This is a genomic window from Butyricicoccus intestinisimiae, from assembly GCF_018918345.1.
Taxonomy (GTDB): domain Bacteria; phylum Bacillota; class Clostridia; order Oscillospirales; family Butyricicoccaceae; genus Butyricicoccus_A; species Butyricicoccus_A intestinisimiae.
In genome coordinates this window covers 413299-437160 of record NZ_JAHLQI010000001.1, presented here as the reverse complement: position 1 = coordinate 437160, position 23862 = coordinate 413299, and the positions used below count along the sequence as shown (strand labels likewise).

36 protein-coding genes are annotated in these 23862 nt (G+C 46.5%); 32 read left to right on the top strand and 4 right to left on the bottom strand.

Annotation, left to right across the window (positions count from 1 at the left end; translation table 11 throughout):
- Positions 1–9 precede the first annotated feature (9 nt).
- Genes fabG through acpP form a run of 8 tightly spaced genes read left to right on the top strand, consistent with a single transcriptional unit; the run spans position 10 to position 6183 of the window.
- Entirely contained in the window at positions 10–741 is a 732-nt protein-coding gene (gene fabG / locus KQI75_RS02270) for a 3-oxoacyl-[acyl-carrier-protein] reductase (RefSeq protein ID WP_216469057.1), read from the top strand.
- 29 nt (positions 742–770) lie between these two features.
- Positions 771–2006 (top strand): beta-ketoacyl-ACP synthase II, encoded by a 1236-nt coding sequence (gene fabF / locus KQI75_RS02265; protein WP_216469056.1) that lies wholly within the window; start codon positions 771–773, stop codon positions 2004–2006.
- A 10-nt stretch (positions 2007–2016) separates the two neighbouring features.
- A complete protein-coding gene (accB, locus tag KQI75_RS02260) occupies positions 2017–2466 on the top strand; it encodes an acetyl-CoA carboxylase biotin carboxyl carrier protein (RefSeq protein ID WP_216469055.1) in 450 nt (149 codons plus the stop codon).
- Positions 2467–2476: 10 nt separating this feature from the next.
- Complete coding sequence (gene fabZ / locus KQI75_RS02255) at positions 2477–2908, top strand: 3-hydroxyacyl-ACP dehydratase FabZ (protein WP_216469054.1); 432 nt, start codon at positions 2477–2479, stop codon at positions 2906–2908.
- 2 nt (positions 2909–2910) lie between these two features.
- A complete protein-coding gene (locus KQI75_RS02250) occupies positions 2911–4263 on the top strand; it encodes an acetyl-CoA carboxylase biotin carboxylase subunit (RefSeq protein ID WP_216469053.1) in 1353 nt (450 codons plus the stop codon).
- 21 nt (positions 4264–4284) lie between these two features.
- A complete protein-coding gene (accD, locus tag KQI75_RS02245; RefSeq protein ID WP_216469052.1) occupies positions 4285–5193 on the top strand; it encodes an acetyl-CoA carboxylase, carboxyltransferase subunit beta in 909 nt (302 codons plus the stop codon).
- Entirely contained in the window at positions 5144–5938 is a 795-nt protein-coding gene (locus KQI75_RS02240) for an acetyl-CoA carboxylase carboxyltransferase subunit alpha (RefSeq protein WP_216469051.1), read from the top strand. Before accD ends, KQI75_RS02240 begins: the two co-directional genes overlap by 50 nt.
- 20 nt (positions 5939–5958) lie before the next feature.
- Complete coding sequence (gene acpP, locus KQI75_RS02235; protein ID WP_216469050.1) at positions 5959–6183, top strand: acyl carrier protein; 225 nt, start codon at positions 5959–5961, stop codon at positions 6181–6183.
- 64 nt (positions 6184–6247) lie between these two features.
- Here acpP and KQI75_RS02230 read toward each other — a convergent pair whose 3' ends face one another.
- Positions 6248–6478, bottom strand: a complete 231-nt coding sequence (locus tag KQI75_RS02230) for a hypothetical protein (protein ID WP_216469049.1) — start codon at positions 6476–6478, stop codon at positions 6248–6250.
- A gap of 403 nt (positions 6479–6881) precedes the next feature.
- Between KQI75_RS02230 and KQI75_RS02225 the strand changes: the two genes are divergently transcribed.
- The 9 genes from KQI75_RS02225 to KQI75_RS02185 all read left to right on the top strand — a co-directional run bounded on the left by KQI75_RS02225 (position 6882) and on the right by KQI75_RS02185 (position 12176).
- Positions 6882–7346: a DUF2691 family protein gene (locus KQI75_RS02225; protein ID WP_216469048.1), complete on the top strand. Its 465-nt coding sequence runs from the start codon at positions 6882–6884 to the stop codon at positions 7344–7346.
- A 185-nt stretch (positions 7347–7531) separates the two neighbouring features.
- Entirely contained in the window at positions 7532–7741 is a 210-nt protein-coding gene (locus KQI75_RS02220; RefSeq protein ID WP_216469047.1) for an RHS repeat domain-containing protein, read from the top strand.
- Positions 7742–7784: 43 nt separating this feature from the next.
- Entirely contained in the window at positions 7785–8279 is a 495-nt protein-coding gene (locus tag KQI75_RS02215) for a hypothetical protein (RefSeq protein ID WP_216469046.1), read from the top strand.
- Positions 8280–8300: 21 nt separating this feature from the next.
- Positions 8301–8549, top strand: coding sequence for a hypothetical protein (locus KQI75_RS02210; RefSeq protein WP_216469045.1), 249 nt, complete (start codon positions 8301–8303; stop codon positions 8547–8549).
- A gap of 42 nt (positions 8550–8591) precedes the next feature.
- Positions 8592–9143 carry a hypothetical protein gene (locus KQI75_RS02205; RefSeq protein ID WP_216469044.1) on the top strand — a complete coding sequence of 184 codons (552 nt, stop codon included), beginning with the start codon at positions 8592–8594 and terminating at the stop codon, positions 9141–9143.
- Positions 9103–9561, top strand: coding sequence for a hypothetical protein (locus KQI75_RS02200; RefSeq protein ID WP_216469043.1), 459 nt, complete (start codon positions 9103–9105; stop codon positions 9559–9561). Before KQI75_RS02205 ends, KQI75_RS02200 begins: the two co-directional genes overlap by 41 nt.
- Positions 9562–9662: 101 nt before the next feature.
- The gene (locus tag KQI75_RS02195; RefSeq protein WP_216469042.1) at positions 9663–10826 is read left to right on the top strand and encodes an RHS repeat domain-containing protein; all 1164 of its coding nucleotides are present in this window, start codon (positions 9663–9665) and stop codon (positions 10824–10826) included.
- Entirely contained in the window at positions 10805–11941 is a 1137-nt protein-coding gene (locus KQI75_RS02190) for a hypothetical protein (RefSeq protein ID WP_216469041.1), read from the top strand. The genes KQI75_RS02195 and KQI75_RS02190 overlap by 22 nt, the downstream gene beginning before the upstream one ends.
- A 1-nt stretch (position 11942) precedes the next feature.
- Positions 11943–12176 carry a hypothetical protein gene (locus KQI75_RS02185; RefSeq protein ID WP_216469040.1) on the top strand — a complete coding sequence of 78 codons (234 nt, stop codon included), beginning with the start codon at positions 11943–11945 and terminating at the stop codon, positions 12174–12176.
- A 61-nt stretch (positions 12177–12237) separates the two neighbouring features.
- Here KQI75_RS02185 and KQI75_RS02180 read toward each other — a convergent pair whose 3' ends face one another.
- Complete coding sequence (locus tag KQI75_RS02180; RefSeq protein ID WP_216469039.1) at positions 12238–13566, bottom strand: PARP domain-containing protein; 1329 nt, start codon at positions 13564–13566, stop codon at positions 12238–12240.
- Between the two features lie 221 nt (positions 13567–13787).
- Between KQI75_RS02180 and KQI75_RS02175 the strand changes: the two genes are divergently transcribed.
- The 8 genes from KQI75_RS02175 (at position 13788) to KQI75_RS13810 (ending at position 16869) form a co-directional block, all read left to right on the top strand.
- On the top strand, positions 13788–14096 hold the full coding sequence (locus tag KQI75_RS02175) for a hypothetical protein (protein ID WP_216469038.1): 309 nt from the start codon (positions 13788–13790) through the stop codon (positions 14094–14096).
- Entirely contained in the window at positions 14096–14485 is a 390-nt protein-coding gene (locus KQI75_RS02170; protein WP_216469037.1) for a hypothetical protein, read from the top strand. Before KQI75_RS02175 ends, KQI75_RS02170 begins: the two co-directional genes overlap by 1 nt.
- A 58-nt stretch (positions 14486–14543) precedes the next feature.
- Positions 14544–14807 carry an AAA family ATPase gene (locus KQI75_RS02165; RefSeq protein ID WP_216469036.1) on the top strand — a complete coding sequence of 88 codons (264 nt, stop codon included), beginning with the start codon at positions 14544–14546 and terminating at the stop codon, positions 14805–14807.
- Between the two features lie 285 nt (positions 14808–15092).
- Positions 15093–15329 (top strand): DUF3791 domain-containing protein, encoded by a 237-nt coding sequence (locus KQI75_RS02160; protein WP_216469035.1) that lies wholly within the window; start codon positions 15093–15095, stop codon positions 15327–15329.
- Positions 15326–15796, top strand: a complete 471-nt coding sequence (locus KQI75_RS02155; RefSeq protein WP_216469034.1) for a DUF3990 domain-containing protein — start codon at positions 15326–15328, stop codon at positions 15794–15796. Before KQI75_RS02160 ends, KQI75_RS02155 begins: the two co-directional genes overlap by 4 nt.
- Positions 15793–16017: a DUF3791 domain-containing protein gene (locus KQI75_RS02150; RefSeq protein ID WP_216469033.1), complete on the top strand. Its 225-nt coding sequence runs from the start codon at positions 15793–15795 to the stop codon at positions 16015–16017. The genes KQI75_RS02155 and KQI75_RS02150 overlap by 4 nt, the downstream gene beginning before the upstream one ends.
- Positions 16018–16189: 172 nt before the next feature.
- Positions 16190–16411 carry an SH3 domain-containing protein gene (locus KQI75_RS02145; protein ID WP_216469032.1) on the top strand — a complete coding sequence of 74 codons (222 nt, stop codon included), beginning with the start codon at positions 16190–16192 and terminating at the stop codon, positions 16409–16411.
- Complete coding sequence (locus tag KQI75_RS13810) at positions 16390–16869, top strand: NlpC/P60 family protein (protein ID WP_216469031.1); 480 nt, start codon at positions 16390–16392, stop codon at positions 16867–16869. The genes KQI75_RS02145 and KQI75_RS13810 overlap by 22 nt, the downstream gene beginning before the upstream one ends.
- 353 nt (positions 16870–17222) lie before the next feature.
- Here KQI75_RS13810 and gltA read toward each other — a convergent pair whose 3' ends face one another.
- Complete coding sequence (gene gltA / locus KQI75_RS02135; RefSeq protein WP_216469030.1) at positions 17223–18623, bottom strand: NADPH-dependent glutamate synthase; 1401 nt, start codon at positions 18621–18623, stop codon at positions 17223–17225.
- Between the two features lie 2 nt (positions 18624–18625).
- Complete coding sequence (locus KQI75_RS02130; RefSeq protein ID WP_216469029.1) at positions 18626–19468, bottom strand: sulfide/dihydroorotate dehydrogenase-like FAD/NAD-binding protein; 843 nt, start codon at positions 19466–19468, stop codon at positions 18626–18628.
- Positions 19469–19730: 262 nt separating this feature from the next.
- Between KQI75_RS02130 and KQI75_RS02125 the strand changes: the two genes are divergently transcribed.
- From KQI75_RS02125 to KQI75_RS02095, 7 genes are read left to right on the top strand one after another with little or no spacing between them, the layout of a single operon-like run.
- On the top strand, positions 19731–20603 hold the full coding sequence (locus KQI75_RS02125) for a stage III sporulation protein AB (protein ID WP_216469028.1): 873 nt from the start codon (positions 19731–19733) through the stop codon (positions 20601–20603).
- A gap of 26 nt (positions 20604–20629) precedes the next feature.
- Complete coding sequence (locus KQI75_RS02120) at positions 20630–21148, top strand: stage III sporulation protein AB (RefSeq protein ID WP_216469027.1); 519 nt, start codon at positions 20630–20632, stop codon at positions 21146–21148.
- A 13-nt stretch (positions 21149–21161) separates the two neighbouring features.
- Complete coding sequence (gene spoIIIAC / locus KQI75_RS02115; RefSeq protein ID WP_216469026.1) at positions 21162–21356, top strand: stage III sporulation protein AC; 195 nt, start codon at positions 21162–21164, stop codon at positions 21354–21356.
- Positions 21340–21729 (top strand): stage III sporulation AC/AD family protein, encoded by a 390-nt coding sequence (locus tag KQI75_RS02110; RefSeq protein WP_216469025.1) that lies wholly within the window; start codon positions 21340–21342, stop codon positions 21727–21729. The genes spoIIIAC and KQI75_RS02110 overlap by 17 nt, the downstream gene beginning before the upstream one ends.
- Before the next feature lie 20 nt (positions 21730–21749).
- The gene (locus KQI75_RS02105; RefSeq protein WP_216469024.1) at positions 21750–22853 is read left to right on the top strand and encodes a stage III sporulation protein AE; all 1104 of its coding nucleotides are present in this window, start codon (positions 21750–21752) and stop codon (positions 22851–22853) included.
- Positions 22850–23326 (top strand): stage III sporulation protein AF, encoded by a 477-nt coding sequence (locus KQI75_RS02100; protein ID WP_216469023.1) that lies wholly within the window; start codon positions 22850–22852, stop codon positions 23324–23326. Before KQI75_RS02105 ends, KQI75_RS02100 begins: the two co-directional genes overlap by 4 nt.
- Positions 23323–23856, top strand: a complete 534-nt coding sequence (locus KQI75_RS02095; RefSeq protein WP_216469022.1) for a hypothetical protein — start codon at positions 23323–23325, stop codon at positions 23854–23856. Before KQI75_RS02100 ends, KQI75_RS02095 begins: the two co-directional genes overlap by 4 nt.
- Positions 23857–23862: the final 6 nt, after the last annotated feature.

Sequence of the window (23862 nt, the reverse complement as noted above, 5' to 3'; positions counted from 1 at the left end):
AGGAAATCAATGAGTCTTGCAATTGTTACGGGCGGATCCCGTGGAATCGGCGCTGCCATCGTCAAAAAGCTGGCAGCAGAGGGCTATGATGTTGTCATCAACTGTGTGTCCAACGTAGCGAAGGCAGAAGCTGTTGCAGAGGAATGCCGTGCATTGGGCGTACAGGCATATCCGATGGCTTGGGATGTATCCGATTCCAACGCTTGTCAGGAAGCCGCAAAGAAGATTAAGGCGGAAATCGGTGTGCCGGATGTATTGGTCAACAATGCAGGCATCACGCGCGATGGTCTGATGATTCGTCTGGGCGCAGAAAAATGGAACGAAGTAATCCAAGCCAACCTGAACAGCGTTTTTTATATGACAAGTGCAATCGGCGCACAGATGATGCGCAAAAAGGCCGGAAGCATTGTAAATATCACATCCATTTCCGGTCTGCACGGCAACTTTGGTCAGGCAAACTACACGGCGGCAAAGGCGGGCGTCATTGGACTGACCAAGACAGCAGCCAAGGAGCTGGGCAGCCGCGGCATTCGCGTCAATGCAGTTGCTCCAGGCTTCATTCAGACGGATATGACGGATGCTCTGTCCGATGAAATCAAAGAAAACGCCAAATCCCGCATTGCATTGGGACGATTCGGCAAGCCGGAAGAAATTGCAGAGGCAGTCGCTTTTCTGGCGTCCGATAAGGCATCGTATATTACCGGACAGGTTCTGTCCGTAGACGGCAGTACGGCACTGTGAGCGCCGGCTGTAAGACAAGGAGGAACAATATGGAACGTGTTGTCATCACCGGCATGGGCGCAGTGACACCAATCGGAAATACCGTAAATGAATACTGGGAAGGTCTGCAGAGCGGCAAAAACGGCGTGGCGCCGATTACGCGTTTTGACGCTTCCGGTTACAAGGCCAGCGTTGCAGCAGAGGTCAAGAATTTCGATCCGTCTGCTGTCATTGAAAAGCGCGAGGCACGTCACATGGATCTGTACTGCCAGTTTGCAATGGTAGCCGCAGAAGAAGCGATCAAGCAGTCCGGCTTGACGGAAGGCAACTTCGACCCGTTTCGTGCCGGCACGCTGATGGCTTCCGGTATCGGCGGCATCATGACGCTGGGACAGGAGCAGGTCAAGATGATTGACCGCGGTCCGAACCGCGTTTCTCCGTTTTGCATTCCGATGATTATCGGCAACATGGCAACGGCACACGTTTCTATGCGTTTTGGACTCAAGGGTTCCAGCTTTGCACCGGTCAGCGCCTGTGCATCCGGCACCCACGCTGTCGGCGAGGGTATGCGCGCCATTCGTCATGGCTATCTGGACATCGCAGTTGTCGGCGGCGCAGAGGCGGCGATTGCACCGATTGCAGTCGCTGGTTTCTCCAACATGCATGCGCTGAGCGGCACGGAAGATCCGGAGCAGGCATGCTGTCCGTTTGATGCGCGCCGCAACGGCTTTATCATGGGCGAGGGCGCAGGCGTTCTGGTTCTGGAAAGCCTGTCTCACGCAAAGGCGCGCGGCGCAAAGATTTTGGCAGAGGTTGCAGGCTACGGCACGACTAGTGATGCATATCACATCACCAGTCCGGACCCGACCGGAGAAGGCCCGATGCGTGCGATGCAGATGGCTATCGAGGACGGCGGTTTGACGCCGGCTGATGTAGACTACATCAATGCACACGGCACGTCTACGCCGGTCAATGATGCGTGCGAGACCAACGCCATCAAGCTGGCATTTGGCGAGCAGGCAAACAACGTTGCCATTTCTTCCACCAAATCTATGACGGGTCATTTGCTCGGCGCAGCAGGCGCGATTGAGGCAATTGCCTGTGCATTGGCTGTACAGAACGATAAGATTCCGCCGACGATTCATTATGAGCAGCCGGATGAGGCGTGCGATTTGAATTATGTGCCGAATCAGATGGTAGAAAAAGAAGTGCGCGCGGCAATTTCCAACTCCTTGGGATTTGGCGGACATAATGCGACAATTTTGATTAAAAAATACACGGATTGAGAGGCTGTAAATGGATAGAGCTTTACAGGAATTCACATTCGAATTGATGCGCCATGCCGCAGAGCAGGGCTTGTCAAAGGTTACCGTGACCGAGGGGAACTTCTCGATTACAGTAGAAAATACACCGGTTGAGGCTGCGGCTGTAGCTCCGACCGCCGCAGCACCGGCAGCGGCGCCGGCTGCGGTACAGGAAAGTGCTGCGCAGCCGGAAGAAGAAAGCTATTCCGGTACGGTTGTCTCTGCACCACTGGTTGGCACATTCTATGCGGCGAATGCACCGGAGGAGCCGCCGATTGTTTCTGTCGGCGATACCGTGACCAAGGGACAGACGCTGTGCATCATCGAGGCGATGAAGACAATGAACACCATCGAGAGCCCGTGTGACGGCAAGGTGCAGAAAATTTTGGTAACAAACGGCGAACTGGTAGAATACCATCAGCCGCTGATTGTCATTGAGTGAGGAGCATTTCATGAAGCTGAACATAGAACAGATCAAAGAAATTATCCCGCACAGAGATCCGATGCTGATGGTCGATTCCATTGAAGAAATGGATATCGAAGCGGGAACGGTTACTGGTACCAAGCATGTGACCGGCGACGAATTGTTTTTCAAGGGACATTTTCCGGGAAATCCGGTGATGCCGGGCGTATTTATCATCGAGGCACTGGCACAGACCGGTGCAACCGCCATTCTCTCCCGTGAAGAATTTCGCGGAAAGACCGGTTACTTTGCATCTTGGGACAAGATTAAGTTCCGCAGAATGGTACGTCCGGGCGATACGCTGACGTTGCATGTCAAGGTAATCAAAGAGCGCGGCAAGATGATTGTGGCGGAAGGCGTTGCGATGGTCGGTGAAGAAAAGGCTGCACAGGGTATCTTTACCTGTGCCATCGGAGATTGAGTATGTTTACAAAGGTATTGGTTGCCAATCGAGGCGAAATTGCCGTGCGCGTCATTCGCGCCTGCCGCGATCTTGGCATTATCAGTGTTGCGGTGTACTCGGAAGCGGACAAAGAGTCGCTTCATGCGCAGATTGCCGATGAAGCATACTGCATCGGACCGGCGCAGCCGCAGGAAAGCTATCTCAATATCAATAATATTATCGAAACCGCACTGGGCTGTGGTGCACAGGCCATTCATCCGGGCTATGGCTTTCTGTCGGAAAATCCGGAATTTGTTCGCGCCTGTGTAGAAAACGGCCTTGCGTTTATCGGCCCGTCTGAACAGTCCATGCGGTTGCTCGGCGATAAGGTCCAAGCGCGCGCTTTGGCCAAAGAGGCCGGCGTGCCGCTCGCAGAAGGCTCTGACGGCGTTGTTTGTTCGTTGGAAGAAGCGGGCGAGTGGGCGCAGAAAATTGGTTATCCGGTTATGCTCAAGGCATCGGCCGGTGGCGGCGGCAAGGGCATTCGTGTCGCAGAGCGTCCGGAACAGCTGGAAGAAGCATATCAGTCGGCATCCGGAGAGGCCATTGCCAATTTTGGTGACGGCAGATTATATATCGAAAAATATATTGCTCAGCCGCGTCATATCGAAGTGCAGATTTTGGCGGATCAAGCCGGAAACACCATACATTTGTATGACAGAGAGTGCTCGATTCAGCGGCGTCATCAGAAGCTGATCGAAGAAGCACCTTCTGCTTTTCTGTCCGACGGACAGCGGCAGAAAATGTGTGCTTGTGCGGTGGCTCTCGCGCAGCGCGCGGGCTATACCAGTGCAGGCACCGTGGAATTTTTGGTGGATGACCAGCAGAATTTTTATTTCTGCGAGATGAACACCCGCATTCAGGTAGAGCACGGTATCTCGGAAGAAATTACCGGTTTGGATTTGGTTGCTTGGCAGCTGCGTATTGCAGCGGGCGAACAGCTGGACTTTGTGCAAAAGGATGTTCCGATGCTGGGACATGCGATTGAGTGCCGCATCAATGCAGAGGACGCGGAATTTCGTCCGCGTCCGGGCACCATTCAGTCCATGCATCTGGCTGGCGGTATTGGCGTCCGCGTAGACACTGCCATTTATCAGGGATATCATATCCCACCGTTTTATGACAGCATGATTTGCAAGCTCATGACGTTTGGCAGAGACCGCAGGCAGGCATCTGCCCGCATGAAACGTGCGCTGTCCGAAATGCTGTTTGAGGGCATTGTCACGAACACAGACAGACAGCTGTCCGTGTTGCTGTCCGATGCGTTTGAACGGGCAGATTTCAACACCAATTCGATGGAAGACGGCGTATTTGACGTATCCAATGATGCGTAATGCAGACGGGGAGGGAATCGTATGCTGATTGATTTGTTTCACAAGACAAGAGAAAGCTCGGAGCGAATCAAACATATCAAACCAAAAAAAGAATCCGGTCACTTCTGCAAGGTGTGCGGTACGCAGCTGGATTCCGTCAAGTATGGAAAAAATCTGTATGTCTGCCCACATTGCGGCGCACACGCGCGTTTACTGGCATCGACACGCATTCGTCAGATTGCGGATAAAAACACGTTTTCTGAGCTGTTTGGCGAGCTGCAAACGCTGGATCCGCTGCAGTTCAAAGGCTATGCGGAAAAAGTGGCACAGCTCAAGGAAAAGACCGGCATGGAAGATGCCGTTGTCACAGGCACCTGCCTGATCGGCGGCATCAAGACGTGTATTGGCGTCATGGACAGCCATTTCATGATGGCGTCTATGGGCAGCGTTGTCGGCGAAAAGCTGACCCGCCTGTTTGAGTATGGTGCTGCGCACAAGCTGCCGGTGATCTTATTCACTTGCTCCGGCGGCGCACGCATGCAGGAAGGTATGTTTTCGCTGCTTCAGATGGCGAAGGTGAGCGGTGCAGCGGCAAAGCTGGCAGAAGCCGGTCAGCTGTATATCACGGTTTTGACCGACCCGACGACCGGCGGTGTCACGGCGAGCTTTGCCATGCTGGGCGATATCATTCTGGCAGAGCCGAAGGCAACGGTTGGTTTTGCCGGACGGCGTGTTATCGAAGGAACTATCGGTGAAAAACTGCCGAAAACGTTCCAGTCCGCAGAATTTACACTGGAGCATGGCTTCTGTGATGCGATTGTTCCGCGCGGCGAGATGAAGCAAACCCTGACGTCCCTGCTGTCTCTGCACGGGTATCCGGTAAGAAAGGTAGGTGTGAAGAATGAATCAAAAAGCAATGGCTCGTCAATTGGCCGTCATTCACGACATTGAGCGCCCAAACATTGACGATATTGTAAAAGAAATCTTCACAGACTTCATAGAACTGCACGGTGACCGCCTGTACGGCGAAGATCATGCCATGTGTGCGGGCATTGCGCGCCTCAACGGCACGCCGGTGACCGTCATCGGACAGCGCAAAGGACACACGACAGAGCAGAACATCGAAGCCAATTTTGGCATGGCGCATCCGGAAGGATACCGCAAAGCACTGCGATTGGCAAAGCAAGCGGAAAAGTTCCATCGCCCGATTATTTGTTTTGTAGATACCGCAGGCGCGTTTTGCGGTGTCGGCGCAGAGGAACGCGGACAGGGAGAGGCCATTGCACGCAATCTCTATGAGTTTATGGGACTGAAAGTACCTGTCATCTCGGTGGTGACCGGAGAAGGCGGCAGCGGCGGCGCATTGGGCATTGCAGTTGCCAATGAAGTATACATGATGCAGAATGCCATTTATTCTGTCATCTCTCCGCGCGGATGCGCGAGCATTTTATGGAAGGATGCTTCCCGCGAATTGGACGCGGCGCAGGCTTTGCATATTACGGCGGAAGACCTCTTGCAATTTGACATGATTGAGGGTATTATTAAAGAAGGAATCACGCAGAGTGCGTATTTCAAAAATATCAAGACAACGCTGACCGCAGCGCTCAAGCGGCTGTCCGCGATGTCTGAACAGGAATTACAAAACCAACGATATGAAAAATTCCGAAAGATCGGCGTTTTTTATGAAAATACATGATTTAAGAAGGAGAACATACTATGTTTGAGAAGATTTGCGAAATGCTGGCTGACAAGTTTGACGTAGACGCAAGCACCCTGACCGCTGACACCAAGATCAAGGAAGATCTGCAGGCTGACTCCCTCGACATCGTTGAGCTGATGATGGATCTGGAGGAAGAGTGCGGCGTAACGATTCCGGACGAGGAAGCTGCAAAGATGGTAACCATCGGCGACCTGATGAAGTACATCGAAGAGCACAAGTAATTGCATAAACAAGCAAACGAACCCCCGACACGGAAAACTGTGTCGGGGGTTCTTGCCATTTGTGCTATTCTTTTGCCTGTGCCAGTTTCTTTACCAGCCGTTCGAGAGCGATTAAATCTTCGTCATCAAAGTTCGCCAGCATACGGAACATGCTTTTGTGGAACTCGTTTTCTCCCGCCATGATGCGCTCGATTTGCTCGTTGAGATCCTCGTCGTTCGGGGAGAGGAACATCGAGCCTTCTCCGGTGGTTAACCATTGTTTGTTGACGTGAAATTCACGGCAGATATCTTGCAAAACACGCTCGGTTGGAGTTCTTATAGCAATCCAGAAAAATAGAGCAGCTACTTGACAAAAGGTGTAGAATCAAGTCAAAGAGGCGATTCAAATGTTGCACAACGAGACAAGGAAACTATTGATTTAAGGATTCAAGGCAAGTGATCTGTGTTTCTGGATGAAAGCGGATGCAATACGAATATGACAAGGCGGTATGCCTATTCGCTTGGCGGAAGCAGAGCCGTTGACTCTACAATGTGCTTTTCAAGCTGTTTCGCCTTCTGACTGCTTAGGCTGGTTCAAATATTGTGATTATTTGCACTAATTCATGGGATTGCTATATTTTCGGATAAAACTAATATTTGATTTTGAGAATGATGTTTTGTAAAGTTAAATCATATTTTGTTAATAAGTAGGTGAATGAATGATTAGAGGATTGTCTTTTCAAGTATACGCCGAGGATGTAGATGATATTTTATGTAAAATATTGGAATCTATTCCTGCGGAAAAATATCACTGGTTTAATGACTTAAAACAAACGGAAGGTTGGTACTACACAGCACAAGGAGATGTTGAACCATTTTTGGATCGAACGTATTATACAGGAAAAGAGCTGTTAACAGAGTTTAGAAAAAGATATATGGTTATTTTTCTAAAATTGTCAGCTTATTTGGATGAAGACTACAAAGAAATTCACACTTATGAAGAATTTTATGAAAGTAAATGTGAATTTATAATTTTAGCATATGATTGTAACTTTTTTGAGATTTATTCTAAAAATCATTGCATAATTCAAAACATATATGACAGTGTGAGAAGAATTAAGTCTTCGAACATCCAATATATTTTGGATACTAATGATGAAAGAAAAGTTTTGGATGTGTTATAAGTTTTGCTAAGTAACGCTGATTAATAGAAGAAACAGTTGATTGTTTAGTCATCAACTATACAGGTAATAGTTATGAATCTGATACGGGTAGTGAGACAAATTCTTCACCGCATATTCAACAGACTTATAACTATACTTATGACTCGTTCGGAAACAAGACAAGCGTAAGTGTAGGAAACAGAGAGTTGGCACGGTACGAATACGCACCGAATAACGGCAATCTGATTAAAACAACGTATGCGAACGGAAATACAGTTGAATTGGTCTATGATGTCTTTGACAGAGTTGTTAAAGAAAAGTATAATGGAACTGTCAAATACCGCTATGTGTACAATGGTGAAGGTGATCTGACAAAGAAGATCGAGGTACAGCGCAGTTTTACAAATAGCATCTAATTCTGAAAATGGAGATAAACTTACAAGTGGATTAGCAGGGGCTGTGATTTCGGGAGCAGTTTCAGGAGCAATTGATACGTTCACACCAATAGCTAACATTAAAAAAATAACACTGGTAGCTAATATTGCAATGGCCGCTGTTCCATCGGGAATCCAGTGGGTTAAAGACAATGGAAAGCCAAAGAAAAAATCAGATGTTGCCAGAATGGCTGTTTCAATAGGAGTTGATGTAGGAATGTCTAAATTTATTTCTTCAATTCCTGGACATCCAATACATAAAGTATCACGATCTAAGTCGAGGTTTAAGCTTAAAGCGCCAAAGAAAAGTTCTACTATATCTAAAGGAAGCAAAAAGGCTATAAGGACAGCTATTGGAAAGTCAAAAAGTTCATTGAAGGGAATTGTTAAATCTTGCAAAGCGCAAATGAAAAAATCACATCGAAGGATTAAGTGGGAGCATTATTTATACAATACACATGTAACGTATTGCATAAATACAATACTATCCAAAGGAAAGAGTAATATATGGAATTGGTAGAAGAAAAGGAAGAAACGATAAATGAGTGAAGGAAGTTCCGCTAAAAATTGCTTAGTATTGTCTATATTTGCTTTGCTATGTATATTGGTAGATCCTAGAGTACCGCTTTTATGCGGAGGCGTAGGAATCCTTTCGAATTTCATGTGGCAATTGCGGCGTCCGGATCGTTTGCGTTTGGTTGCTATCGTGATAAATATCATCTCGGTTATATTAGGAGCTATTTTTTGTTATTACGCTATCTTTATTATAGATATTGGATTAACACGATAATTGAATAAAATGACAATAAAAATATGTGCGATATAGGGATTGGTGTCAACCTCTGAGACAGGTGACACAACGACAAATTACACATACGAAGATGAAACAGATCGACAGCATTTAACTTATATTACCGGTAAGCTTTCGGTTGAATATGTTTATGAAAACGGCAATCTGATTAAAACAACGTATGCGAATGGCAATACGGTTGAATTGGTCTACGATGTGTTTGACAGAGTTGTAGAAGAAAAGTATAATGGAACTGTCAAATACCGCTATGTGTACAATGGCGAAGGTGATCTGGCAAAGAAGATCGAGGTGCAGCGCAGCGGTCTGAGTGAAAAGGAAGTCAATGTAGTCAACTATGAGTATGACAGCTTGGATCGACTGATTCACAGCTCAGAAGAACGTATAGAAGACGGCAAGACAACCGAAGTTCAGCGCAGCGAGCACATCTATGATGGAGAAAACCGGATTACGAAGCAGAGCTGGTCTGTTGGCGGAGAAGCTGGACGGTCAGAAAAATTATACGTACAGCACAACGGATGGTACGCTTCAAAGCATGAAGACGGCGAATGGAGAAACCATTTCCTTTGGCTATGATGCGCTGAAACGACTGAAAAACATCAAGAGCAAGCATGGCAGTGGTACTGACTTTATCACGCAGACATATACCTACAAAGATAGAGCCGGACAAACGACAGATGGCAAGCAACTGACAACCAATCAGATTGCGAACATTGCATATACCGGTATTGTTAATCCGTTTAATTTGTCCTATGAATACGATGCGATTGGCAATATATCTAAGGTTTCGCAGGGATCAACAGTAGTAGCCGAGTATCAGTATGATAGACTGAATCAGCTGATTTCGGAAAAACTGCCACAGCAAAATCTGAATACACATATACTTACGATACATCTGGCAATATTCGAACGGTTGAAACGACAAATACCAAAACGAAGAAGACCACAACGGACACGTATGAGTATACGGATTCGGATTGGAAAGACCTGCTGACCAGTTACAATGGCACTGCGATTACGTATGATGCTGTTGGCAATCCATTGAGCTATAATAATGGCACTGCGTGGAAATTCACGTGGGAAAATGCACATGATTTGACGACTGCCAAGGGCAACGGCAAGTCTATCTCGTATCATTATGATATGGATGGCGTGCGCGATAGCAAGACAGTAGACGGTGTAAAGCATGAGTATATCACGCAGGGCGGTAACGTCACATTGGAACGTTGGAACGATGGCGAAGAAAAGAGCCTTGAGTTCATTTATGATAATGGTGGCGCACCGTATAGTGTCATTTATTCTCGTGGTAATGAAGTAGATACGTATTATTATATCCTGAACCAGCAGGGCGATGTCATTCGTATTGTTGATACTTCCGGCAAGACTGTTGCAGAGTATACCTATAATGGTTGGGGTGAAATCCTCAATGTCTCCAATGCAAAGGGTTCCGAAATCGGCACACTGAACCCAATTCGCTACCGTGGTTATTATTATGACTCCGAACTGAATATGTATTATCTCCAGAGCCGGTACTATGATCCGGTAATGAAGAAAATGGTTTATGCAGATGATGAAAGTGTATCTGAAAAAGCGACTCTTCGAGACCATAATTTATTCAGTTATTGTGATAACAATCCAGTTAATAGAGCAGATAAAGTAGGCGAATTCTGGAACATAGTCGCAGGTGCTGTTGTTGGAGCAACCTTGAGCACAGCTGCATGCATATTTGAGAGTATGATCGATGGAGAAAAAATAGAAGCTAAAAGTGTGATTTGCGCAGCGGCAACAGGGGCGGCAACGGGAGCTATAGATGCTGCGTGTCCTGCATTGAGTGCTTTAGCAGCAGGAGCGGCGGATGCAATTTCGAATGCTGTATCATATAGTGACAAAGGCTTTAGTCGAAAAGAAGTTACATATATAGTTGCTAGTGCAATTCATACTACAGTGACTGCTGCCTTAGATCCAGGAAATACTTCTGGTGGTGTACGAAGTGTCGTGAAAAAAATTATAAAAAAATCAGATAAAATTTCCAAGACCTCTAAGAAAACAGTAAAAGAGACCATTAAACAAGTATGCAGGATTGCAAAAAAACATCCATCGAAATCTGTTAAAATTGCAGCAAAAGCTTTCGCTAAAGAAGTTAAGAAAAATCTGAAATCTCATAAGAAGAATATTACAGGTCACTGTTACAACTTTCTTATGAATTCGGGCAGATGGATCGCAAAAAGGTTATATGCATGGAGGAAATTGATCAAATGAACAACTTTTCATTTTCGTATAATTGGTGCATTACAACCTTTGGTATGAGTATGGCTACATGGATTAGCTACTTGTGTTTGTCAGGAATTGTATCTGATGCTATAGGAGAAGAAAGAGAAGAAAACCTTCGAAAGAGTCAAAAGTGGATACTTATTAAAAAGAATGACATTCCGAAGAAATACCTAACACAAGGTAAATTCTTGTTTCGATTGTTTCAAATTGAATTTTGGATTACTTTTATAATTTTAATAGGAAACAGCTTGTTAGGAGTAGATTATGTGCTTCGGTATTGGGTACTAGCTAAAATAACAGAAACGCAGTTACAATTGAGGAATCTTACTGTAATCAGCAATTATGTGTCCTATACTGCGGCTGTCATATGGTTTATATGGTTGATCTCTTATATTATCTATAAATTTTCGGGGGATTCAAACGACTTCGATGCGAAAAAATACGCCGAAGAAAAGGCTGCCCATTATAGTTCTCAACATGCTAACAGCCGATTTCAATGGAAGTTGGCTCCAGATGATCCTAATATGCCATTGGAAGAAAAAGAAGAAAGGCTGAATCTCGTTTCGGCTAGACTTGGAACGAGTATTCGCAAGGCAGTTGAACTACTGGAAAAAAGAGATTTTCAACCGTATGAGGGTATGACTGAAGAATTCGATGGGTATTATGACCGTCTAAGACAGCTTGAGGAACGGTTTCATCAGTTGAATTTAGACTATAATGCTTATGGTGCAGGTGGCGGGTATTGGGCATTGCCAAGATGGTGGTATACCTGCTTTCAGAAAGATTATCAACAATTTTTGCACACATCTGGTTTTAAACGGAAAAGATATTTGCGAAAAATGAAAGAAGACGCAGCTCGCTTGAATACTTGTATCGCAACTTCTTATGATAATTGCACAAAGATTCACTATTTTTCCAAAATTCAAATAGAAGATTCTGAAACGGCATTAGAGTTGCTAAAAGAGGTAAACCAAACATTGCAGGATACAGCGATGCAAACCGAAGATCAAAAAACGCTCGTCTGGACGCAAGAATTAGATGATGACATTAAGATATTATCTGATTACATTCAAAAGAGAAAAAAACAAATAGAGGAGAATTGAAATGGAAACTAAGAAGAATGCAACTGCGGCATTAGTCGTAGCGATTATCGGACTGATTTTATCTTTACTGTTCGCTTTAGGCGGATTGGTATTGAGCATTATCGGTATTGTTCTGGCTGCAAAGGCAAAGGCACAGCAGTGGAGCAAGGCAAATGCCGCGCTGGTGATTTCTATCATCGGTCTGGTGCTTGCGGTACTTAATATGGTGGTTGGTGCTATTTTGGCAGCAGCTTAACAAAAACAGAGAAAAAGAAGGCATATGGTAGTTTTACACTGCCGTATGCCTTCTTTTTGTTTTACATTGCCAATTCTAGCAGTCCCCAAATGGTACTTTGTTCATTCCTATAAACGATAACTTCGTCCATTTGAAAGCCAGAATAACGGCACTCTGCCCATGTGCAGTGAGCACCTGGTTGAATCTTCTGAAGTTTCTCCCAGTTTAACTGCCCATCAGTTCCTAACCGCCCATCGTATCGATTGCCGGTTGCCACTTTATAGATGGCCATAAATCCTGTAGATTCGTGACCACCACCATATTTGGCATCCGCTTTAGATGTGTAGCCGAGTGATTTAATTGCATCTGGTGCAAAATAAGTGCCTTGACCGTAAGCTTTTCCAGTGATCACAACCCCAATTGGGTTAATGGTTAAACCATTGGTAAGAATGCTCCACCAGTTTTGATGCTTTGAACCATGAAAAAGGTAATCAACACCGTGGTTTTCGGACAGATGTTCTTTGCTGCAGAAAGAGAGAAAATCCTTTTCGGTCCGCTTGTTGATTACACGCCATCCTCGAACAAATTTTCCTGCTTGATGTTTCAACAGTTTTTTCGCCAACTGTTCTTCTTCTGGAGTAAAACGGCGCATTTCAATGCCGTAGACTTCCAGAATATTTTCCTTTCCTTCAAGATTGTGGATGTTTCCGCCTCGAAGCATGGTGTGAAGAACCTGCAATCGTTCTCGCTCAGTTTCAACAATTTCTGCTCTATCGTTGGCAGTTGCATCCTTAGAAGCAATATACTTTCCCAATACATCAATTCGTCGCGGGAGAACAGCGAAGATATGCATAAGGTGTTCGTTGAAAACCTTGTTGCTCATATTTTCGTATTCTTTTGCTAATGTATCTAAGCACGCAGATGCTTCCTCGAACGCATGTTCTGGAACATCTAAAATAGACTGCTGGTATTCACGCTCAATCATTTGGTTAGCGTAGGAAACCAATCTTTCTACGATATCTTCCACGTATTTGTCTTTAATAGGCGAATACATGTGACCGTTAATCGTAATCCCTTGAGATTTAACCATAACTCTTTTTCGGCGTTGTGTATCGAAGAGAGTCCAGCCGGAGCGAATGAGATCCGCATATACGTCATCCCATTGAGACATAGTATATTTCCGAACCTTTTTCTTATTATTCCAGCGTACACCGGTATCTCCCTGTGTTACAGTAAATTCTTCATCTGACTTTTTTTCCATTGTCAGGGTTTCATTTTTTCCACTTGCTGTTTTGTAAGTAGCGGAAAGTCGAGTTAACGTTAATGTGATAAACTCCCGATTTGGGGGAGTCAATTGTCCTTGCGTGAAAGACTCCTTCTTCTTCTTTGCTGTTCGTACTGCACTTGGCATTATAAACTTCCTCCTATTATTTTTATTCGTGATAAATATGAGAAAGCCGAACAAACAAAGTTACATAAATATCTTTCATATTTTTTATAGGTCTGATACTTTTTTCTCGAAAAATTATGAAAATGGTTTGTATGATATAATAAGTGAACAAAAGCAATTAAACAAAAATTCGATGAGAAAAATACATAATTTGTAATAAAAACGTTCAAAAGGAGGAGCTTATGAGAAAAATTATTGCTAAAATGAAGAATACGAAGACACCCATTGACGGACATGAGTTATATCTATACGAAAGTGATACCGGTTTTAGTTGGGTAGTTGGCAGTTGGAAAAAGAATGTAGATCATCATATGATGAATACTATTTGGAAGGAAGGGTTTAAAAGCGGAATCTTGTTTCCAGATTCTTATCAGGAATTTAAGGAAGCATGGGAAGATGGATCTTACGAAATTGATGGCTGTCGGTATTACAATGAGAATGAATTTGATGTAGTACAAGAAGGTTGGGAAGAAAATATGGAGGACTTTTGATGAAAACTATTATTATTAGTGAACCAAATAAAAAACTTAAAGATTTTAGCGATGAAGAACTCATTGAAGAATTAAAACGTCGAGATATTAAGCCGACACGATTGGAAATTCCTGTACCATCTGGAACTCTAGTCGCTGAAATCGGTGATACTCCAGGATATTCTGAGATTTTTATTGAGTTAATCCATAAAAATAAAGCAATTCAAGATTTAATTCTGGTTGGAAAGCCAACTTCGAATGAAGATGATCCGAATGATAAAGATATTGTAGTTCATTGTTGGTCTTTGCACGAGGATGAATACAGAGAAAATACCGTGCAAAAGCATAGTGCCTCATCTCAAGCAGCTTTTTTAGCAGCAGGAGACTATTTCTTTTTGCCAAAGGTATAAATTATTAAGATTGACTCTCCCGCCCGATATTAGGGCAGAAGTTTTGCTGGAGGATTTTATGAAAATAAAGACATTGAAACTTAAAAACTTCAGATATTTTCCAGATTATGAAATTGAATTTCATCCAAAATGCAACGTTTTAGCTGGAATGAATGGGAAATCTGCAACTTTAGATGCACTTTCGATTGCTCTGAATCAATACTTGGTGGAATTGAACTGTGCAAAGAAAAATCCTATCAACGTTGAGGATGTTTATTGTACTGCTACGTTAGTTGGAGGACGAATAAAAAGTGAAAGACATTTTCCAAGTATCATCTGTTGAAGCATTAAATCTTTGTTATGTTCAGTGTTTAAGCAATCAGAGCCTTATCGCTGAGAGCTGGTCAAAAACAGATTAGAATAGTTCAACACTAAAGGGGTCGAATTCGACTCCTTTGAAGATTATAATTAGAAGCAGAATAGTATACGAAAGGTTTTGTTGTGTATAGTTTTTTCATTGTAATAAGACGGAAAATACAGTATAATAACAAATAACATAAATTAACAGCAATATCGAGATTTTGTAGTTTTTTGGAATTGAAAAAACATTTAAGGAGGTTTTAGTGCGATGACAAATGAAAAAATCAAAAATTCCAGTGAGCTAGAGTTTGCTGTATTTTGTATTGAAAATGTAGCGGCAAAGCTGGATGTGGATGCAAAGCGTGTTTATCAGGCATTTACTGAACAGAGCGATATTCTAAACGGTTACATCGTGCCAGAATATGAAGTACTGCATACCCAGAGTCGGGAATATATTGTCAACGATCTCCTTGATGTTATGAAAGAAAGGGGCGTGGAAATATGATTCTCTATCATGGTTCTTTTTTAGAGATTGCAAAGCCGGATTTGGTACATTCCCGCCCCAATGTAGATTTCGGGCGTGGCTTCTATGTCACGCCTTTGTATGAACAAGCGGTGAAGTGGTGCGGTAAATTCAAACGCCGTGGGAAAGACGGTATTATTTCTCGGTATGAATACGATGAGAGCAGGGAAAACGAGCTGAAAACAATGGAATTCGATTCTTATTCCGAAGAATGGCTGGATTTTATTCTCAATTGCCGCAGTGGAAAAGATTCAACAGAGTATGATTTGGTTGTGGGTGGTGTTGCCAATGATAAGGTGTTCAATACCGTGGAACTGTTCTTTGACGGGCTGATTGATAAGGTGGAAGCTATCAACCGCCTGCGTTATGAAAAGCCGAACTTGCAAATTTGTTTCCGCACAGAGAGCGCACTGTCTCTGCTACATTTTGAAGGGAGTGAAACATTATGACAGCGAACCCGATTTTGCTTCAGAAAAAATATAGTCGTGTTATCGAGTGCTTTGCTAAACAGCAGGGACTTTCACTGGATGCGGCATTAGATTTCTTTTATCACTCTCAGGTCTATCAGTTGATCCGTGATGGCGTTTCCGATATGCACTGCATGAGCGACATGTATCTGGCAGAGGAATTGAAACAGGAGTATTCTGATAAAATTAAAAATAGCAAATAGCAGAAAAAAGCAAGCAGAAATAGTCTTTGTTATAAACGCAAGGACTATTTTTTTGCCTAAAAATTCTATATTAAAACTGGCGGGTCTTAGTCCGATCTGCTAGAAAAGTTATGCAGAGGATTTCTCTACTTATATAACCCACAATTTAGCTCTGCAAGAGAGGATCTGTTTTTTGAAAATCAAGAAACCATTATTAGGACTGCTTGTTTGTGCTTCTGCATTATTGTCTGTTGATAAAGCATATGCAGCAACAGCAAGTGTGTCCGAGGATGCCAATCTACGGAGTGATCCTTATAATACGAGTAGTATTGTAGGAACTCTGACAACTGGTGAACAAGTAGAGATAGGGGAGCGACGGTTTCAACGCGCAATTTGTCAAATGGTTGGTATTTAATTTCATATAACGGCAAGACCGGATACATTAGTTCTCAGTACACATCAAAGTCTAAGCCAAATTCCTCCCCATCTTCTGCCAATGTATCTATCACTGAAGCGATTGCCATTGCACGGCGGTATATTGGTTATCCGTATGTTTGGGGTGGCAATGGGCCGGATGCATATGACTGTTCTGGATTCACAAAAATGCTCTATGCAAAGATGGGAAAGACCATCCCTAGAACATCTTATGCTCAGTATTCTAACTGCCAAAAAGTATCAAAATCCAACTTAAAAGCGGGAGATTTGGTGTTCTTTTCAACATCTACACCAATTTCCAAAATAGTTAGTCATGTAGGTTTTTACATCGGAAACGGTTATATGATTCATGCTGCAAATACGAGACAGGGAATCATCTTAGACAATATTAACTCAAATTACTATAGTCAACGATATATCGGTGGCGGAAGATATTAAAGCAAAAGGCGGTGTGCAATATGTACGCCGCCTTTAAAAATGTTTCTATCTGTTCCTTATGAAAACAAAAATAAAATATATTTTTGATTATTTATCTGCTTGCTTTTTAGTTTTTATGCAATAATTATATTTTCATTTAATTACAGAAAATATTAAACTGACATTCACATATAGGAAGGACATATCTGCTTGACGCAGGGAGACTACTTGGTAAAAGCACAAGACGGGAAAATCTGCATTGCGGAGCGAACCGTGCAGCCCGAAGGAGCAAAATACTTGCTCCGGTTTCCCACATAAAGACGAAAAATCCCCCGCCGGTTTTCGGCGGGGGATTGCTTTATGTTCAGATCAAATTACTTGTTCTTGTTCTGAATGTACTCGTCCATAGCAGCGGCAGCCTTCTTGCCAGCGCCCATTGCCAGGATAACGGTAGCAGCGCCGGTAACAGCGTCACCGCCTGCGAATACGCCTTCCTTGGAGGTTGCGCCAACTTCGTCAGCGACAATGCAGCCCTTGCGGTTTGCGTCCAGACCCGGGGTCGTGGTGCGAATCAGCGGGTTCGGGGAAGTGCCGATTGCAACGATAACAGCGTCAACGTCGAGAACGTCCGTGCTGCCCTCAATCGGAACCGGACGACGGCGGCCGGACTCATCCGGCTCACCCAGCTCCATGTTCTGGATATGTACGCTCTTTACATGGAAGTCGTCATCGCCGTAAATCTCAATCGGGTTAGCCAGCAGCTTGAAGATGATGCCTTCTTCCTTTGCATGGTGAACTTCTTCCTTACGTGCCGGAAGCTCTGCCTCGGAACGGCGGTATACAATGTATACTTCCTCAGCACCCATACGCTTTGCGCAGCGAGCAGCGTCCATTGCTACGTTGCCGCCGCCAAATACAGCGACGCGCTTTGCGTGGTAAATCGGCGTATCGGAATCTTCCTTGTATGCCTTCATCAGGTTTACACGGGTCAGGTACTCGTTTGCAGAGTAAACGCCGTTGAAGCCCTCGCCCGGAATGCGCATGAAGTTCGGCAGACCAGCGCCAGAGCCTACGAAAATAGCCTCATAACCAGCAGCAAACAGGTCGTCGATGGTCTCGGTACGGCCGACAACAAAGTTGAGCATGAACTTTACGCCCTTTGCCTTCAGCGTGTCGATTTCCTTCTGTACGATTGCCTTCGGCAGACGGAACTCCGGAATGCCGTACATCAGCACGCCGCCGGCGGTGTGCAGTACTTCAAATACGGTAACCTCGTAGCCCTTTGCAACCAGATCGCCTGCACAGGTCAGACCAGCAGGGCCTGCACCGACAACAGCAACCTTGTGACCGTTGGATGCCGGTACTTCGATCGGATCGTTGGACGGATGTGCCATTGCATAGTCAGCAGCAAAGCGCTCCAGACGGCCAATGCCAACCGGTTCGCCCTTGATGCCGCGGACACACTTGCTCTCGCACTGGCTCTCCTGCGGGCATACACGACCGCAGACAGCCGGAAGGGAGCTGGTCTCCTTGATCTTTGCGTTTGCTTCCAGGAACTTGCCTTCCTTAATCAGGGAGATGAACTCCGGAATCTGTACATTTACCGGACAGCCGCCAACACACGGCTTATTTTTACAGTTCAAGCAGCGAGTTGCTTCGTCCACTGCGGTAGCCTCGTCATAACCGAGGGAAACTTCCAAGAAGTTCTTATTTCTTACGTTCGGATCCTGTTCCGGGATCGGATTCTTCACTGGGGACATATTCGGCTTTGCCATCTTTACTTTACCTCCATTTTCATGAGATTGCACTGGTGCTCTCTAGCAGCCTGCTCCTGCGGCTTGTAGATAGCGGAACGGCGCATAGCCTCATCGAAGTCAACCTGATGACCGTCGAAGTCCGGACCGTCTACACAAGCGAACTTGGTCTCGCCGCCAACTGTCAGACGGCAGCCGCCGCACATACCCGTGCCGTCAACCATGATGGTGTTCATGGAAACGATGGTCTTGATGCCGTATGGCTCAGTCGTCTTGCAGACGAACTTCATCATAATCATCGGGCCGATGGCAATGACAACGTCGTACTTGTTGCCGGCTTCAATCAGTTCTTTCAGCGCATCAGTAACAAAGCCCTTGTGACCGTTGGAACCGTCATCGGTTACCAGCGTCAGTCTGGAACATGCGCCCTTCATCTCATCTTCGAGAATGATGGCATCAGTGTTGCGGAAGCCTGCGATCAGATCTACGTCAACACCCATGTCGTGCAGCTTCTGTGCCTGCGGCAGTGCGATGGCACAGCCCAGACCGCCGCCGACAACAGCAGCCTTCTTGATGCCGTCGAATTCAGACGCTTTGCCCAGCGGGCCTACAAAGTCATGCAGGCAGTCGCCTTGGTTCATCTGACCCAGCTTCATGGTCGTTGCGCCGACTTCCTGCACAACAATCGTGATGGTGCCCTTCTTGCGGTCGTATGCAGAGATGGTCAGCGGGATACGCTCACCGTCCGCATCAACGCGGAGAATGATGAACTGTCCCGGCTCGGCCTTCTTTGCAACATACGGTGCATCAATGACCAGCAGGACTACGTTTGAACTCAAACGACGCTTTTCAAGAATTTGATACATGAAAATATCCTCCTAATATCATAAAACATATGAAATAACACAAATCAATCAATCAACAATACTTTTTTTAGATAAACCAACTGAATCTATCATACAATATTTGAGGAATTTTCACAATACCTTTGGAATTTTTTTTTACGAAAATCAATAACTATGCAAAAGATTCCGAAGATATGCAAAAAGGTATCCCAGATGTTTTCGTTCTATCATCAAGACTTTACACATAAGCTGAATTAATCACACGGAGAAAGGAGGGCTTGCTGTGGAACAGCAGCTCAAACAAGCCTGTGCCTGCTTGCTGCCGGAGCGCAGACAGGCATTGGCCCGTCTGCCTATCGACACACAAGCGCGCTGTGAAGAGCTTCGTCTGCGTGTCGAACAGCCGATGCAGATTGTCGTTGGCGAAAGCGAACAGCGTGTCGGAGAATCGGTTTTTCACAGCGCGGAAATCAAAGATACGCTGGAGCGGGCGGCGGAGTATTCTTTGCACACGTGCGCGGGCAGCCTGCGACAGGGATTTCTGACGATGCGCGGCGGTCATCGCGTTGGCGTGTGCGGACAGACCGCTGTACAAGACGGAGCTATGCTCTCCTTTCGCAGCATCTCCTCGCTCAATATCCGTATCGCCCGCCAGATCAAGGGCGCTGCTTCGCCGGAGCTGCTGCGGCAAATCCGCGATGGCACGCACCTGTACAACACGCTGTTTTTGTCCCCGCCGGGCTGGGGGAAAACGACGCTGCTGCGCGATATTGCCCGTCAGCTCGCCGATGCAGGCGTTCGCACGGCTGTGGCGGATGAGCGGGCGGAGCTGGCGGCGCTGTATCACGGCGTTCCGCAGTTTGACATTGGCAGGCATACCGATGTGATAGACGGCTGTCCGAAAGCACAGGCGGCGATGATGCTGGTCAAGACCATGTCTCCGCAGCTGTTGCTGCTGGATGAAATTACCTCAGAGGCGGACATTTATGCCGCAGAATGCGCCGCACACTGCGGCACGGCGGTGTTCGCGTCTGCTCATGCGTGGGATTTGGAGGATTTCCAACTGCGGCCGCTCTATCAGCGCTTGCAGGAACGAAAAATCTTTGCCCGCATCTTTTGTATTGAACAGGGGCATCAGGTGACGCGCCTGATTTAAATAAGAATGAGAAAGGAAGAAGCGGAATGTTAAAGATTTTGGGTGCGCTGCTGGTAATTGGTTCGTTTACCGGCATTGGAATGACCCAGCGGCAGCAGTTTCGGCGGCGCGTCATTGCACTGGGTGATATGCTGTCTGCGCTGGATATGATTTCGGCAGAGCTGTCGTTTCATCTGACGAGCATTCCGGATATTGTCGCCAAGCTTGCGGCAGACACGCGCAGCAGCATTTGCGGGCTGTTCCAGCCCATGCAGCAGCTCATGCGGCAAGATGACAATTTGTCGATGACGTTCAAATGGATGAAAAGTATGCGCGAATACGGTGCATCCGTCGGGCTCACGCAAGATGATGTTGTGATTTTGTGTGATTTGGCGGAATTCATTGGAAAATATGACGTACAGGCACAGCTGAACAGCATTGCCTATGCGAAAGCGCGTCTGACCAAACAGTTGGATATTGCCTCGATGGAGATGAAAAGCAAAGGAAATGTGTACCGCACCTGCTGCGTGGCGGCGGGAATTCTGCTGGTACTGGTTTTAATCTGACAATGATGCGCCTATGGAAGTGGATTTGATTTTTAAAATTGCCGCAGTCGGTATTCTGGTTGCGGTACTCAATCAGCTGCTTGTCCGCTCAGGGAGAGAAGAACAGGCGATGATGACCACACTGGCAGGACTGATTGTGGTCATGATGCTGATTGTACAGAAAATCAGTGAGCTGTTTGCGTTGATTCAACATGTATTTGATTTTTAAGCTGGCGGTATTGGCTGTCTGCGGCGCACTGTTTGCCGCATTTCTCAAGCCGCTCTCACCGGTCTTTGCCATTTTCACGTCGCTTGCGTGCGGACTGCTGCTGATTTACGCCGTACTTGACCCTGTCAGGCAGATTTTCGATGCGTTGTCCGGATTTTTGACGGCGGTGGGCGTTTCCCGCAATCTATATGTGCCCGTCATCAAGGCAGTTGGCATTGCGGTTCTCGTACACATCACCGCGCAGGTGTGCAGAGATGCAGGAGAGAGCGCGTTGGGCAGCAAATTGGAATTGGCAGGCGTGATTGCCGCCATCGCGGTGTGCATTCCGCTCATGCGGGAGGTGTTCACGCTGCTGGAAACCATGCTTTTGTAACGAACACAAGGAGCAGACGTATGAAACGCTTTGTCATTGTCATGCTGCTGGGGCTGTGTTTCGTGCAGTACCTGATACAGCCGCACGCATATGCGGCGCAGATGTTCTCTGACCGGCAGACACAGGGACAGGCGGATATGCGACGGACATTGGATGGCGAGAGCCGGATGGTATTAGACGCAATTTCCGACGGGGAAGATTTGACACAAAGTATTTCGCGGATTTTACGGCAGACAAAACAGCAGCAGCGCGGTGCAATTGCCGAGGCCGTTGCGGCGCTGACCGGCGCCGCGGCCGTGATGCTGTTGTGCAGCTGTGCGGAAGCTTTTTCTAAGACATCTCGCATTTCTCCGCTGATTTTGCAGCTGGCGGGAGCGCTCGGCATGACGGCGGCTGTCTATCAGACGCTTGCCGGACTGACCAGCTTGTGCAGAGAGACCACAGAACAAATACAAATTTTTTCCAAGTCTATGCTACCGGTCATGACAACGGCGATTGGACTGTCCGGTTCGCCCGCCTCTGCCGCGCTGGTGTATAGCGGAACGATGTTTGCGCTGGATCTGTGCATTTCCTTGATTACCGGTGTATACATTCCGGCTGTGTCGGCGTATGTGGCAATTCTCACCGTGAACACGGCCATTGGAAATGATATGCTCAAACGGCTGGCGGCATGCGTCAAGTGGCTGATTACCGGTTCGCTCAGGCTGCTGCTGACACTGTTTTTCTTTTACATCACGATTTCCGGTTCTGTCAGCCATGGCATGGATGCAGGGACGGTGAAGGCCGCCAAATTTGCGCTCAATTCGTCGGTGCCGCTGGTCGGGAATATCTTGTCCGGTGCAACGGATTCTGTGCTGGCGGGTGCCGTTGTACTCAAAAATTCTCTGGGCGTGTTTGGCATGCTGTGTATCTGCGCCATTTGTCTTGTGCCGTTTTTGCGGATTGGCGTCAACTATTTGGCGTTCAAAATCGGAGCGGCTGTGCTGTCGCCGATTTGCCCCAAATTGCTCAGCGGATTGGCTGACGGCATCGCGGACAGCATTGGTATGATTTTCGGCATGTTGGGCAGCTGCTCGGCAATTTTGTTTTTTGAGCTGGTGTATTCGGTGGTGATGGTGACATGATTGAGCTGCTGCGCCAGATGATTTTGAGTGTGACAGCGGCGTCTCTGTTCGGTGCAGTCGTGCTCGCAATGGTTCCGGATGGCGCAATGAAGGAGGTGCTTCGAATGGGAACCGGTCTGCTTTTGATTGTATCGCTTGTACTGCCGCTGCAGCGATATACACCGCACGCAATCGGCGATTTTCTCCCGCGGCTGGAGCGGCAAACGGCACGAAGCCAAGACACCACGGATCTCATCCGGCAGGAGATTCTCCGAGAAGTGGAGGTAGAAGCCGCACAGAACATCGAGCAGATGGCACAGAGCCGGCAGCTTTCCTGCAAAGCGCAGGTGACGGCACAGATTCAAGAGGACAATCAAGTCGTCATTCAGCGCGTTTGCCTGCAGCGGGCAGCACAGACAGATGATTTTTCTGCGTTCAAGCAGACACTTGCGCGGCAGCTCGGCATATCTGCCGACAGCATTCTCATACAATGAAGCAGGAGCGACAATCGTATCAGGCAATGCTGCTGCGCTTATGGGAGCGCTATAAGTTCTTTGTCGTTGCCATTTTGCTCGGGGCTGTGCTGACAGCGGGAAATCTGCGTCCGGAATCCGGATCACAGAAGCAGGAGACGAAGAAACAAGACGAGGTATTTGATTTGCAGGCGTTTCAGCAGCAAGTGGCAGACAGTCTGTCTCAGATTGACGGTGCAGGGAGCGTAACGGTGCTCTTGTCTCTGGAGACCGGAGAGGAATCGGTTTATGCGGCGGACGTCAGCGAATCCAGCCAAGCGGCTGAGAACAACAGCAGCGAATCGTATGAGCGTTCGACGTCGATTTTGTCGGACGGCAGTTATGGAGAAGCGCCGATTTTGATTAAGAGCAAGTACCCGACGTTTCGCGGCGCGATGATACTGTGCGAGGGCGCGGATGACGATGCGGTTCGCCTGCAAATCGTGCACGCGGTCTCTGCTCTGTGCGGCATTTCCAGCGACCACATATCTGTATCCAAACGAATACAATAGGAGGGA

Coding starts and splice junctions, on each gene's coding strand:
- KQI75_RS02120 (WP_216469027.1), top strand. CDS start 20,630: ATGTTAAAGATTTTGGGTGCGCTGCTGGTAATTGGTTCGTTTACCGGC.
- KQI75_RS02185 (WP_216469040.1), top strand. CDS start 11,943: ATGGAAACTAAGAAGAATGCAACTGCGGCATTAGTCGTAGCGATTATC.
- accB (WP_216469055.1), top strand. CDS start 2,017: ATGGATAGAGCTTTACAGGAATTCACATTCGAATTGATGCGCCATGCC.
- accD (WP_216469052.1), top strand. CDS start 4,285: ATGCTGATTGATTTGTTTCACAAGACAAGAGAAAGCTCGGAGCGAATC.
- KQI75_RS02210 (WP_216469045.1), top strand. CDS start 8,301: ATGAGTGAAGGAAGTTCCGCTAAAAATTGCTTAGTATTGTCTATATTT.
- fabZ (WP_216469054.1), top strand. CDS start 2,477: ATGAAGCTGAACATAGAACAGATCAAAGAAATTATCCCGCACAGAGAT.
- KQI75_RS02240 (WP_216469051.1), top strand. CDS start 5,144: ATGAATCAAAAAGCAATGGCTCGTCAATTGGCCGTCATTCACGACATT.
- acpP (WP_216469050.1), top strand. CDS start 5,959: ATGTTTGAGAAGATTTGCGAAATGCTGGCTGACAAGTTTGACGTAGAC.
- KQI75_RS02180 (WP_216469039.1), bottom strand. CDS start 13,566: ATGCCAAGTGCAGTACGAACAGCAAAGAAGAAGAAGGAGTCTTTCACG.
- gltA (WP_216469030.1), bottom strand. CDS start 18,623: ATGGCAAAGCCGAATATGTCCCCAGTGAAGAATCCGATCCCGGAACAG.
- KQI75_RS02100 (WP_216469023.1), top strand. CDS start 22,850: ATGATTGAGCTGCTGCGCCAGATGATTTTGAGTGTGACAGCGGCGTCT.
- KQI75_RS02095 (WP_216469022.1), top strand. CDS start 23,323: ATGAAGCAGGAGCGACAATCGTATCAGGCAATGCTGCTGCGCTTATGG.
- spoIIIAC (WP_216469026.1), top strand. CDS start 21,162: ATGGAAGTGGATTTGATTTTTAAAATTGCCGCAGTCGGTATTCTGGTT.
- KQI75_RS02170 (WP_216469037.1), top strand. CDS start 14,096: ATGAAAACTATTATTATTAGTGAACCAAATAAAAAACTTAAAGATTTT.
- fabG (WP_216469057.1), top strand. CDS start 10: ATGAGTCTTGCAATTGTTACGGGCGGATCCCGTGGAATCGGCGCTGCC.
- KQI75_RS02130 (WP_216469029.1), bottom strand. CDS start 19,468: ATGTATCAAATTCTTGAAAAGCGTCGTTTGAGTTCAAACGTAGTCCTG.
- KQI75_RS02105 (WP_216469024.1), top strand. CDS start 21,750: ATGAAACGCTTTGTCATTGTCATGCTGCTGGGGCTGTGTTTCGTGCAG.
- KQI75_RS02155 (WP_216469034.1), top strand. CDS start 15,326: ATGATTCTCTATCATGGTTCTTTTTTAGAGATTGCAAAGCCGGATTTG.
- KQI75_RS02190 (WP_216469041.1), top strand. CDS start 10,805: ATGGAGGAAATTGATCAAATGAACAACTTTTCATTTTCGTATAATTGG.
- KQI75_RS02225 (WP_216469048.1), top strand. CDS start 6,882: ATGATTAGAGGATTGTCTTTTCAAGTATACGCCGAGGATGTAGATGAT.
- KQI75_RS02175 (WP_216469038.1), top strand. CDS start 13,788: ATGAGAAAAATTATTGCTAAAATGAAGAATACGAAGACACCCATTGAC.
- KQI75_RS02165 (WP_216469036.1), top strand. CDS start 14,544: ATGAAAATAAAGACATTGAAACTTAAAAACTTCAGATATTTTCCAGAT.
- KQI75_RS02160 (WP_216469035.1), top strand. CDS start 15,093: ATGACAAATGAAAAAATCAAAAATTCCAGTGAGCTAGAGTTTGCTGTA.
- KQI75_RS02250 (WP_216469053.1), top strand. CDS start 2,911: ATGTTTACAAAGGTATTGGTTGCCAATCGAGGCGAAATTGCCGTGCGC.
- KQI75_RS02200 (WP_216469043.1), top strand. CDS start 9,103: ATGAAGACGGCGAATGGAGAAACCATTTCCTTTGGCTATGATGCGCTG.
- KQI75_RS02110 (WP_216469025.1), top strand. CDS start 21,340: ATGTATTTGATTTTTAAGCTGGCGGTATTGGCTGTCTGCGGCGCACTG.
- fabF (WP_216469056.1), top strand. CDS start 771: ATGGAACGTGTTGTCATCACCGGCATGGGCGCAGTGACACCAATCGGA.
- KQI75_RS02150 (WP_216469033.1), top strand. CDS start 15,793: ATGACAGCGAACCCGATTTTGCTTCAGAAAAAATATAGTCGTGTTATC.